Source organism: Pelomonas cellulosilytica (genome assembly GCF_021353265.1).
Taxonomy (GTDB): Bacteria; Pseudomonadota; Gammaproteobacteria; order Burkholderiales; family Burkholderiaceae_C; genus Pelomonas; species Pelomonas cellulosilytica.
Genome location: NZ_JAJTWU010000004.1, coordinates 85,458 through 98,354 on the forward strand (window position 1 = coordinate 85,458; position 12,897 = coordinate 98,354).

Annotated in this window: 4 protein-coding genes; 3 read left to right on the forward strand and 1 reads right to left on the reverse strand. The window is 68.0% G+C overall.

Annotated features, from left to right (window positions below; translation table 11 throughout):
• Nucleotides 1-2: 2 nt before the first annotated feature.
• On the reverse strand, nt 3-500 hold the full coding sequence (locus tag LXT13_RS11505) for a hypothetical protein (protein WP_233372071.1): 498 nt from the start codon (nt 498-500) through the stop codon (nt 3-5).
• Between the two features lie 939 nt (nt 501-1,439).
• On the opposite strand from LXT13_RS11505, the gene LXT13_RS11510 reads away from it, so the two are divergent.
• The 3 genes from LXT13_RS11510 to LXT13_RS11520 all read left to right on the forward strand — a co-directional run bounded on the left by LXT13_RS11510 (nt 1,440) and on the right by LXT13_RS11520 (nt 12,129).
• On the forward strand, nt 1,440-7,427 hold the full coding sequence (locus LXT13_RS11510; protein WP_233372072.1) for a PKD domain-containing protein: 5,988 nt from the start codon (nt 1,440-1,442) through the stop codon (nt 7,425-7,427).
• Nucleotides 7,424-8,020 carry a hypothetical protein gene (locus LXT13_RS11515; protein ID WP_233372073.1) on the forward strand — a complete coding sequence of 199 codons (597 nt, stop codon included), beginning with the start codon at nt 7,424-7,426 and terminating at the stop codon, nt 8,018-8,020. Before LXT13_RS11510 ends, LXT13_RS11515 begins: the two co-directional genes overlap by 4 nt.
• 137 nt (nt 8,021-8,157) lie before the next feature.
• Nucleotides 8,158-12,129: a CARDB domain-containing protein gene (locus LXT13_RS11520; protein WP_233372074.1), complete on the forward strand. Its 3,972-nt coding sequence runs from the start codon at nt 8,158-8,160 to the stop codon at nt 12,127-12,129.
• The last annotated feature ends 768 nt before the right edge of the window (nt 12,130-12,897 follow it).

Sequence of the window (12,897 nt, forward strand, 5' to 3'; positions counted from 1 at the left end):
CCTTAGATCAATTCGTACACGCAGTGCGCATTGACGAGTGCACGATATGGCGTGCCCGCAGGACCGGTCAGAAAGACAATCGTCAGTTCCAGGGATTGCACACCCGGCACCTCGATGGACGTATGCAATGGAGCAGACAAATATCTGAATCCGCCGTTCTGTAAGTTGATCTTGAGGTAGACCTCCGCGTCTCCGTAGGAAGCCAGTCCCTGCGCGGACATCGTGACGGCACCGCTTCGATCTGATTCGTGAATTCGAACCGTCCGACCCTGTAGCTGGGCGATGTCTTTCGCCGTGATCCACTGAGTGGCCTGAGAAGCTCCTGCCTGGTCGATGAACACATTCAACCATTCCTTTGCCATGGCATGACTCGCTTTCGTGACGTTGAGAGATGTGCCGACCGTGCGCAGGATCTGCGTTGGGTAGATTGTGAAGAGGACTGGCTCGAGCACATCATCAAGCGAGATGACGCAAGGAGACTGGGCCCGCGGCTGGCCCACTGGGATGGCACTTCACGCTGATCGACGTCACGCCGCTCCCACTGGCGCGCGCCATTTCGCCGCTGTCCGCGGATTCCTGCGTGCGCAGCTCAGCACTAATGCACTGACGATGAGCAGTGGGCGCTGTCGATACGGGCGGCAATGGCTGCACCGACATTCGCTATTTCTTCGCGACAAGCTCGCTGCTCGTTGTGGGCGCGTACCTGCGAGAGCCGAGACAGGCCTTCGCTGTGCGGCACTGAGGCAGGGATGGACGGCAGCCTCGGCACAGACCAAAGCGCCGGGCCTGGCGCGCGACCACAGTCTTGGGGATGTTCACCCACCAGAAGCAGAGCAACATGGCTTGCCGGTCCCGCAACTTTGCGGAACGAGCGGAGATGAGGTGATCATGCCGCTGCGATTGCTTTGCGCGCCTTTCGATGGCCTGCACTCGAATATCCAGAACGCGTGTACCGACGATGCTCTGGTGCGATCAGTGCGCTTTGACAGCATCGACATCACGGTGCTACCGAATCCGAAGACGCGTACGACGTCGAATTGATCGAAGTGGCAGCAGACCGCAAGACATGGGTCGGTCAGGGCGTTGCGATAGCGCACGCCCTTGCGTCGGGAGTGCTTGCAGGCGGCTGCACGATCCTCGCGCCCCTCCAGGAGCCGGCGCACGAGCGGCCCAGGGCTCGCGTGATCAGCGATCCGTACTCATTTCGATGCCTGCGGCACTTGCTCGCTCTTTTGCTGGCGCTGATGCCGTGCATCGCGCAGGCCTTGGTCACCACGACAACGACCAAGGTCGGGGCCTCCGGGAGCAGTTTTTTGTGCATCGTCCCGCCGGGCACGACCACCTGCTACGGTTCTGCGGTCGAGTGGCGCTTCACCCTGCTGGGTTTCACAGCAGCGTCGCCCGCACCGACACCCTCGCCCGGCTCGACCGCAGCGCACATGGCCAATCCACTGAGGACACAGGCGGGCTCGTTCGACTTCAACGGCGACAACTGGTTCGACATCCCGTTCAGTTGGTCGACCGCGTCGGTTCGCGATGCCGGGACTTACCGGTACTTGGTTGAGTGCACCTTCACCACGGACGGTGCGACGCTGCAAAACTGCACCCCAACCGAACTTGACCTGGTCGTCTTCAACAGCCCGCCGACGGCCAACATCACCGTCGCCGGCACGCCTGCGGTCGGGCAGACGATCACGCTGTCGGCCAACAGCGGCGACGCAGACGGCGGCAGCCTCGCCCATTTGTGGCGCATCGTCGCCGCGCCGGCCAGCCGTGCCGCCGTCCTGGCTTCGCCGAGCGCGGCAACGACGACGCTGACCTTCGTTGATGAGCGAGACATCGGCAACTGGACCATTGAACTCGACGTCGACGACGATGAAGGCGAGCGCAAGACCTTCTCGACCAGCTTCCGCATCGAAAACCTGCTGGCCACGGTGTCGATCAACGGCGCTACCTCGATCGACGCACTGCAGTTGCTGCAGCTCGCGCCATCGACGACGGTCGATCCCGACGGCGGCCCTCCACTGACGATCCGCTGGAACATCCTGCAATCCCCGCCGGGTGCATCGGCGGGGCCGCAATCCGACTACCAGAGCGCGCAGCCCTGTGCCGCCAACGCGCTGTGCATCCCGACGACCGACCGCGACATCGGCACCTGGCGCATCGAGCTGGTCGCGACCGACAACGAGAACGGCGAGGTCCGCAAAACAGCGACCGTCGAGGTCGCCAACCTGCCGCCGAAAATCACGCTGTCAACCGCCGACAAGGTCTCGATCAAGCTCGGTCAGTCGGTGACGGTGAGCAACACCACGCCCGACGATCCCGATGGCGGGACGGTCACGCACGACTGGGAGCTCGTGCAGGCCCCGGTCTCGGCCGGTGCCATGCCGGGCCACAACTTCCGCAACGGACCCGACCTGGTGCTGAGCACGCCCGAGGCCGGGACCTGGATCTTCACGCTGCACATCGCCGACAACGATCACGCGGCCAACTCCAACGCCAGTCAGACCGTGACCGTGGCCATCGACGGTCCGGTCTCGGCAATGGTCACCGGCGCCGAGAATGTGGCGCTGACGTCGCCCGTCGTGCTCGACGGCTCGGGCTCGGTGGACGCGGACGCACCGTGCACGCCGGCGGACCCCGCCTGCGGCCATGTGAGCAGCACCGGCGCCATCAGCGGCGTCGTCGGCGTGACGTCCTACGACTGGCAACTGGTCGACGTGCCGATCGACTACGTCGGCGAGATCTCGCCAGGACCCGTCGACTACATACGCAATGTAGCCAACGGCGCGCCCACGCTGAGCATTCCCGCCGGCGCGCTGCGACCCGGCAGCTGGACCTTCCAGCTCGAGGTGAAGGACGACGAGGACAACCGCGACGCCACCACCTTCCGGGTCACCGTGCTGCCGCTGAACTCCGCGCCGCTGGCCATCGCCGTGTCGACCGGCTATGTCGTGACCGACGTCGCTGGCCAGCTGTCGACCGCGGTAGGCGCTACCGGGCTGCCCAGCTTCGACCTCGACAACCTGGCCACTGCGCCCTACTCGCCCGGCCTCGGGATCAGCCGCTTCGAGTGGCAGTACCAGCTGGCGCCGTTCGGCTGTACCGCCGTGCCGCCGCCTCCCGCGCCCGGCAACGCCGCGCAGGCAGCGACCTTCGTGCTGTACCCGGCGGGCTCGACCGTGCCCACGGCGTGCCAGGGCAGCTACCTGCTGGGCCTGCTGGTGACGGACGACGAGATGCCGCCGAACCAGCTGTCGGGCTTCACGACGATTCCGCTCAGCGTGGGCAACTGCCCGAGCGAGATCTGCATCGACTACCCGACCACGGCGAACTACAAGTTCCTGCAGGCCGGCGACAGCGCCGGGGCCTTCGTCTTCTACCACCTGAACGCGGCGCTGTACGCGAACCCCGCCTTCGCACAGTCGGTGCGCCTCGAGTTCGCGCTCTTCCACGAGAGCGACACCGCGCTGGCGCAGCCGGTCTACACGGGTCAGGTCGACTACGACGTGCTGGCAGCGTCGCTGGGAGGCTATGGCGTCGCGCATTGGCACGGCTATGCGAGCGACGGCAAGCGCCCGCCGGCCGGCAGGTACACGGTGCGCCTGCGGGCGGGCGAGCCGCTGCAGTCGCCGGTGTTCTTCGAGGCGCTGCAGCCCTTGTCGATCTGGCTCGAAGTCGTCGACGTGAGCATCGGCGCGGGGTCCGACAGCCTGTTGTCGCTCAACCGGCTGGCCACGGCCAACGACGCGCTGCGGATCGACTACGCGGTCTCGGCCACATACACTGCGGGGCCTGCTTACGACGAGGCTTGGCTGCACATCCGCACGGTCGCCAACCCGAACGTCATCGCAGGCTCGATCCGGATTCCGACGCCGTTCACCGGGACCTTCCGCTGGAACGGTGAGCTGTCGCCAGGACGGCGAATTGACCCCGGCGCGCACACCGCCGAGATCGAGATCCGCAAGGCCGGCAACAGTCTCGCGACGAGTCCGCGCCACGCCTTCACGGCCTACCGCATCGACCTGCAGGTGGACGGCACACCGGCCGCACGCAAGCAATCGCCGGGCGCGCTGCTGGACGTCAACGGCGCCCCGACGCAGATGACGTTGAAGCTGGAGCCCGCGACCCTGAGCGGGTCGGTGACGCTGCGCACCAGCGGCAACGCCGCGTCGACCGAGATCAAGGAAGGCGCCACGGTGTTGGCCACCGACGCCGGCGTCGTCCAGCCGGCCAGCGGCTATGCGGCGCCCAAGGTCTTCACGGTCAAGATGCTCGCCGGCACGTCCAACCCAACCCGCTTCGAAGCAACCTACGCGCCGACGGGTAACCCGGCGGGCAAGGACGCGCAAGACTACGTCGGCCTCAACGGCTTCGACTTTGGCCTGCGGCCCTTCTGCTCGGACGACGCGACCAACGCCACGACCGGCGCCTTCGTGGCCCGCAACCCGACGCCGTTGGCCGGCAACTTCGATCAGCTCAAGTTCGTGATGCTGCCCATCAACGTGGTGGTGCAACCGATGGAGGGCAGCACCAGCACCGACGTCACGCTCGACTACGAGCACGGCAGTGCGGCCACCGTGGCCTTGTACGAAGCGGCCGGCGCGCATGCCGCGGTAGGCCCCAAGACCTGGACGCAAGCCGACTTCGATCCCGTCACCCACAAGCTGGACGTCAAGCTGCTCGCCAACGGCGTCGCCCACGGCGAGGTCGTGCTGCGCCTGCAATACAAGGCCGACGGCAACCTCGTCGGCGAGAAGAAGCTCAAGCTGCGCGTCGGCGACAGCCCGGGCTTGGCGGGCCTGCTCCGCCCGACCTACCCCGAGTTCCTCTACCAGCGCGTGCTCAGCGTGACCAGCGCCGGGACGTCGCCTGTGACGTCGGCGCTCGATCCGGCGCGCTATGTCGATCGCGTGGGGCGCAAGGCCACGGTCTACCTCGTGCGCCACAAGAGCGCAGCGGAATGGGCGATCGACAGCACGATCACGCCGCTGGTGCCAGCCCAGGTCGTGAAGGTCGATGCGGCGGGCGTTAGCATGAATGTTTCCACCTTCGGCGCTGTGCCGGCCAACGACCTCAGGGTCGAGCAGGGCTATGACGTCGTCTACGACTTCGGCAGCTGTCCAGCTGACCCGAACAGCCACGCCACCGATCAGCGCCTCGATCCGGGCGACATCGTCGATTCGGTGGCGCCCGAGCAGCCATCGGTGGTGGTGCTGCCGAACGACCTGGCGCCCGCCCCGCCCGGTGCCGTGGCCAGCTTTGAGTACGGCGTGCCGCCGACGCCGCCATCGGCGCCCCAGATCACGACCGATCCGGTCAGCCAGAACGTCATGGTCGGCAACAGCGCAACCTTCACCGTCGCGGCGAGCGGCGCGGGCCGGACGTACCAATGGCAGCGCAATGGCATCGACATCGTGGGCGCGGTGGCGGCGAGCTACACGACCAACCCGGCCGTGCTGGCCGACCACGGCGCGCGCTACCGCTGCGTGGTCCGCAACAACATCGGCGGCATCGCCGGCGTCGCCACTAGCGCCGAGGCGGTGTTGCGCGTGCCGGCAGCGCCGCTGCCCGCGGTGCCCGTGGTCACCGCCGATCCCACCGGGCAGACCATGATCGAGGGACGAACGACGGCGACCTTCAGCGTCACCGCGACAGGCGCCAACCTCCATTACCAATGGCAGAAGAATGGCGTCGATATCGCCGGCGCCACCGCGGCCAACTACACGAGCGTGCCACAGCCGATCAGCGAGGACGGCAGCAAGTACCGCTGCGTCGTGGCCAACGTGGACGGCAGCGTCGTCAGCGCCGAGGCCACGCTGCACGTGGCGCCCGTGACGACCACCGTGACCATGCCCTACGACGGCCTCGCGGCGGCGTTCAACTTCCGGCTGCGCGGCCGGGTGGCGTATCCCAGCGCCCTGCCGCCCAAAGTGCCGTTGCTGGCGATCGCGCACGGCAACCACTTGCCGCTGTGGGTGAACAGCGGCGCGGGGTGGGTGAAGGTCGCCAACACCACCGACGAGAACTTCCGGGGCCACACCTACCTCCAGGACGTGCTGGCTGCCCATGACATCGCGTCGGTGAGCGTCGATCTGGACCAGATGGTCGGCAACTGGCCGGGTGGTCAGGCCTCGAGCATCGGCTATCCAGACATCGACGTGGCGACCAGCGGCATCCTCCTGCGCGCCAACGTGCTGCTTCGCACCGTTGAGGAGTTGCTCTCCAATGCGACGATTGCCGGCCCGCTCGCGGGCCACCTCGACCCGAACGACATCCACCTGCTCGGCCATTCGCGCGGCGGCGAGGCGGTGATCGTCGCTGCCAACATGCTCAGCGGCGCCGTCGCCCCGCCGCCGGGGACGCCGCCATTCACTGCACTGGGCGTGCGAAGCGTGACCTCGCTGGCGCCCACCGCGAATCACACGGTCAATGCGCCGCTCGTGGTGCCTCCGGTGGCCACGCCCTTCCTGCTGCTCTATGGAAGCGCCGACGGCGACGTAAGCGGAGCCTCGCCCCGCATCTCATGGCCGTTTGCCCACTTCGACGCCACCACCGGCCCCGCCCATCAGATCTACTTGCGCGGCGCCAACCACAACGCCTGGAACACGAGCTGGCCGACCGACGACGCCGCACCGCCGCTCTGCGGCCCGGTCAACCCGGTCCGCCTGCTGGGCGACCACCAGCGCAGTGCGGCGAGTGCCTACGTGCTTGCCTTAATGCAGACCTACCGGCTGGGCCAGCCTGCATACGGTGCCTATTTCTCGACACCGCCCTCGCTGCTGCGCCCGGCCGGGCTGCCCGACGACAGCGTGCTGCCGCTGATGGGCGCCACGCGCAGGAACGCCGGTCCCGGCAAGGTGGTGCTGGACGACTACCAAAGCCACTTTCCCGACCCGGTGCTGAGCAGCGCCAACTTGACCGTGTCGAGCACGCTCCCCGGGCTCAACGAGGTCGAGCTGGCCGACCTCGACCTGCCCAACGAGGTGGGCGCGAACAACCGCTTCTTCCAGAAGACCAACGGCGCCGCTCTGCGCTGGGCCACGGTGGCTGACGAATACGCCGTGCAGCTCGCCCCGGGATCGAGCGACCTGCGCGGTGCGTCCTTGGCGTTGCGCCTCGCGCTGCGCCCCCCCAACGGCGTCGCCGTCGTGCCCGACACGGACTTCTCCGTCACGCTCATCGACAACGCCGGCGGAACCAGCACCGTGAACGCGTCAGCCTGGCGGCGCGTGCGCGGCACCTACCCGACCAACCTGTGCGGCAGACTGACCACCAAGGCCGCGTTCGAGACCTTCGTATTTCCCTGGTGGGCGTTCGTCGCCAATGGACGGGCGCTCGATCTCAGCCAGGTCGCGACGATCCGCTTCAACTTCGCGCTGCCCGCGGGTGCCGTCGGCGTCGACGACCTGGAGATCTGGAAATGAGACCAGCCATCAAGGCGAGCCTCGCCCCTCTCGTTGCCCTGCTGCTGGCCGGCGTCGGCTGCGCAACCGGTGATCCGGCGGCCGACCGGGGCACCGCGGTCTCGCCAGCCGCCTTTGCGCAACTGCTGCATGCCGAGACGATCCGGCTCACCGAGCCGATGGACTTCATCGTCGAAGGCGTGCTGCGGCGCGAGACCGAGGTCGTGCTGCTCGCACTGCGTGTCGCAGACCCACAGCGCTTCCTGCCACGTGGCGACGTCGGCGAGGCTATCGTCGTCGGCGGTGTCGTCGCGCGCGCACTCGTGCCGCCGCTGTTCTCGCCCGTGCTCGTGCTGGCCGTGCCCGCGGCCACGCCGCTGTCGCCGGACGCGCTGTGGCTGGCGTCCGCGGCCACCGACCCGGCGCGAATGGGGCGGGCCGAGATGCTGGCCCTGCGGCGCGACGCCGATCGCAGCGGGCCGCAGCAGTGGCTGGCACTGCCGCCGAATACCACAGCGGCCTTTGGCACGCCGGCGACGCGCAGCCTCGCCGGGCCGTCGGGGCTGCGTTCGTACGCCCGCGAATTGCATCAAACGCTGGCGGTGAAGCCATGAGCATCGTGAGGACCATCGTCACCGGTTTGGCGGCCTGCCTCTGGGCCGGCACCGCGCCCGCGCAGCTGGTCGAGTTCGGCCCCCCGTACACGCTCACCGGCGCCTTCGAGAACCCCTTCGGCGTCGCCGTCAACACCGTGCAGGGCCACCTGCTGGTGTCGGACACGCGGCACCGGCGCATCCAATTTGCCGCGCTGAGCACGCTCTCCGGTACGCCGTCGTTTCAGAGCTTCGGAGAGATCTCCGACCTCACCGACCCCGCCGCACTGGTCGACCCGCAAGGCCTGGCCGCGGACAGGGGCGGCAACGTCTACGTCGTCGATGCCAGGCGCAACCAGGTGCTGTTGTTCCGCTGGTCGGCGGCGAGCGCCACCTACACAGCCGACCTGGGTTTCGCCTCGACGACGCGCAACAGCGTCGGCGGCTCGACGATCGAGGCGCCGCGCGGCGTCGCCACTGCGGCCGATGGCCACGTGTACCTGCTCGACGCCGGACGCAAGCGGGTGCTGCGCGCCGACGGGCCGGCCGACACGTCGTGGGAGGTTTTCGTCACCGATCCCTCGCTCGGCAACGCCTACGGGATCGGGGTCGGCCCCGACGGACGGGTGTACGTGGCCGACACCGACCACCACCGCATCGTCCGCTACGAGACCGGCGGCACGAGCACGAGCTTCGGCCGCTTCGGCACGGGGGCCGGCGAGTTCCGCTTTCCGCGCGACGTGGCCATCAGCGACGACGGCCGCATCTTCGTCGCCGACACCGGCAACCACCGCATCGCGGTGCTGGCCGCCGACGGGCGCTACCTGTACAGCCTTGGCCGGGCGCCGTCGATGGGCTTTCTGCAGAAGCTCGGCGTGTCCTCGGCTGCCGGTGCCGGCCTGCAGCTGTTTGCGGCCGACAGCGACCGGCATGCGGTCGTCGCCTACCTCGGCAGGAGCACGACGGTGCCGTACGACGGCTGGATCCGGGACTACGTCGGCGACACCGGCGCGCAGCCGTCGGCGGCGTCCTTTGTGCTCGCATCGCCCGACGTGCTGGTGCGGCACCTGCCCGACCTCGATGCCACCGCGGCCGCGGCCGGACTCGAGTTCCAGACCTTTCAGCAACCGCGTTTCGGCCAGGACAACTACGTCTACCTGGCGGTGCGCAACCGCGGGAGCCAGGAGATGCGCGAGGCGGTGGCGCTGCTCTATTGGGCCGACCCGGCCGGCAACCTCGCGTTCCCGGCCGACTGGCAGTCCGCGGGGATCTACAACGGCACGGCCACCAGCCATCGCCTGGAGGTGCCGCCGCTGGCCGCCGGCGCCTCCGTGGTGCTGGGCCCGCTGCGGCTGCGGCCACCGCCGCCGGACAGCGCGCTCTTCAACGACGGCGCCTTCGTGCTGGGCGTGCGCATCCTCGATGCCTACGACCAGGCGCCGGCCGGTGCCGGCCCCGCGGCAGTCCGCGCCGGCAACAACGTCGCGGTGCGTCCGATCAAGGTCGCGCGCGCACCCTTCCCGGTCGGCCCGCAGGACACGCTGGTCGTGCGCGCGGACTTTCCCGACGTGACCGGCTCGGCGTCGGAGGCCGATGTGCGCACCCGTGTCGACGAGGTAGACGCATGGGTGCGCACGGTGTCGTACGGACAGGCGCGGCTGCGGCCGCTGTTCGTCGGTCCGATCACGCTCGACCATCCGCGCGCCTACTATGCGGAGCCGACCCGCACCTACGTCGTCGACCTAACCAGCGAGGTGCTGCAGAAGGTCATCGCAGCCAACCCCGGCATCCTGGACGGCCCGACGGCCGACGCCGACGACGACATCGACCGCGTCGTGGTCGTGCTCAACGATGCGTCGTTCGTGATGGACGCGGCGTCGACGGGTCACTGGCCATTCACGGCGGCCGGCAACACCTACCACCTCTCGGCGTCCATTCAAGGCCCTGCCGATACGACGGCGCAGTTCGCCCACGGCATGCTGCACCAGTTCGGCCTCAAGGATCTCTATGTCCACGACAACGTGAACGTGGATCCCGGCCTCGTCGGCGCCGCCTCGGGCTGGGACAACATGGCCAAGCCGATCAACGGCGCGCACCCGCTGGTCTGGTCGAAGGAACTGGCCGGCTGGGTCACGGCGGCCGGTGGCCGCATCAACTACATCCGCCGTCCGCCGCGCGGCGCGCCGCCGCGCAGCAACGAACCGCCGGTGGCGCTGAGCTACCAGAGCACGCTGGCGCGCGACGCGTATGGCGCCATCGCCGTGGGCCTGACCGAAGGGGTGACGACCTTCGAGGAGGAGACGCACTTCTACTGGATCGAAGCGCGCAGGCCCGACCTGGGTAACGACCCGGTGCCGTCGGCCGGTGTGCTCGTGTACTACGCCAACAAGGCGGTGCCCCAAGGCGAACTGCCAGTGATCGTGCGCGACGGCACGCCGGCGACTGCGACACGCGACGATGCACCGCTGCAGGTGAACGGCAGGATCGAGCCGGTAGGGACCGGCATCCGCATCGTCGTCGACGCGCAGCTCGCCGGCGACGACGGCTACATGGTACGCATCGACTACGCGCCACCGGCCACGGGCTACGACGTCTCCGTAGGCACCGGCGATCCGCCTTGGACCAGCCCGGACATCTGGGTCGACAACCTGCGCGACGGCGGCGGCTTCGAGCGCTATGACCCGGCCACCTTCCTGTCGGACGGCCGCACGGAGGAGCAACCGATCGCCGGCGAAGTCAACCGCGTGTACGCGCGCGTCCACAACGCGGGACCGGCCACCGCGCACGACGTCGAGGTTGCCTTTTCGATGTCGGAGCCGTACCACACGGTGGGTGGAGAAAGCGACTTCTCGCCGCGCGGCGTGCGGATCATCCCGACGATTCCGCCCGGCGAGTACCGCGACGTCTACTTCGAATGGACGCCCGTGAGCCCGGACGACCCGCACTCGTGCGTGCGCGTCGCGTTGCGCCGTCTGGTCAACGACACCAACGACGCGAACAACAACGCGCAGCAGAACCTCAGCGTCCAGGAGAGCCGTACGCACAGTCCGTACACCGAAGTGAAGCTCGACTTCAGCGTGAGCAACGACCAGGCGCAGCCCCGCCTGGTGTACTTCCGCGCCGACGACGTACCGCGCGCGTGGACGCACAGCCTGTCGGCCGACCGCGTGCTGCTCGCGCCCGGCGAGAGGTTCGTCGGCACCCTCAGGGTCAAGCCGAACGACGAAGCGCCCGTCTGCCGCAACCACGACATCCACATGACGGGCTGGTCACCGCGCGGCGACACCTTGCTGCGGCTCGGCGGCACGACGCTGAACGTGGCGCTTCGCCGGACCGAAACCATCGATGTCACCACACGCACGTCGGCCTGCCCGGGTGGGGACGATAGGCACGGCTTCTTCTCGCGAAGCTTCTGCGAGCGCATCACGGCGCGCGGCTGCACCCAGCCGCCGCAGCCCAATCAGATGATCAGCGTGCGCTACCTCGACGCCAACGGGCAGCCGGTGTGGCACGAAGTGCAGACGGACGCCACAGGCTGTTTCGAGGACGCCTACAACGCGAGGTCGGGCGGCCCCTGGGAGGTCACGGCCTACTACCCGGGCGACGGTTGCATGTCGACGGCCACGGCGCAGACGGGGGTGGTCTTGCCGCCGACCTACGGCGGCGACGGCGATGAGCGGCGCCGCGAAGCGGGGCTGTTCATCGAGTACCTGCACCTGCAAAGCGGCTTGGGCATCCGCAGTCCGTGGATGCTGGGCGTTCGCTATGGCGTCGGGTTGAGCGCCAACTGGATGGTCGAGTCCGAGCTGTCGACGGGAACGACGTACGACTCGGCCGGCGCATCGGGACGCATCTGGCAGCTGACCGGGCATTCGATCCTGCAGTCGCGCCCGCTCGGCCCACTCGGTTGGCGGGTGTTTTTGCTGGGCGGCGTTGGGGTGGTGGTGTTCAATGGCTTCTCGTCGGGTGCAACGAGCCGCACCGTTGACCTTGGTGCTGGCCTGACGGTGCCGCTCAATCGGCGAGTCAGCTTGCGTGGCGACCTGCGCCTCGTCACCGCCTCGAGCGCTTACGGAGCCGGGGTCACGAGGAACGTTGAGGCCACGTTGGGGCTGTCGGCAAGGTTCTGAGCGCGCCTGAGCGGAGCTTCTCAGGGGGGCGAAACTGCAAGACAAACAGAAGGGCCCGCCAGACGCCACGTGCTTGTTCACCAACGGCCTGGAATCCGCCGGCCCTTGACGGAACGTCCATCGACCGTGTCGCCGCCCTACCCCGCCAGAGGCCGCTCGCGGTCAAGTCCCAAGCTCCGCCTGATGTCGATGTCACGGCGCGGATTCCTCGTTCGAACGTCACCGCATCGCGCAGCAGCTTTAGCTCTGGTTGGCCCATTAAGAGAACGCTGTACCGCCGTCTGTCCGCCGAAAACGCTCCTGAGCATCGACCTCAGGTCGATCACGGGGTCGGCGTCCTCGACGCGGCGTATTCGATAGCCTTTCATCGCAACAACTCCTGTAGCACTGAGCGATGAAGGCATTGCAGCGCCGAGCGCGTCAAAGCCAGATCAAGACTTGGGCTCCCGGTATCAAGTTCGCATCAAGAGTACATGGGTCACGGGCACGGCGCGCCGGCAGCGTGCTGGCGTGCACTGGTGTCGTGCAGGGGGTCTGGGCCTGATTTCAGCCCGAGCGGCCCCCGTGTAGACGTCTTCTTGATGCGTTCTTGATATGGAGGGTGCTGATCTTTTCAGCGAATTGACGGTCCGTTTTCCAGAATTCCTCCCATCAATAGGAGGTGTCATGGACATCGTGTTTTTGGGCCTGGGCGTCGCCCTCGCCCTCGTGACGGCGCTGGCGGCCTGGGGCTGCGAGCGACTTCGCGGTCAACGCAACGGAGGCCGC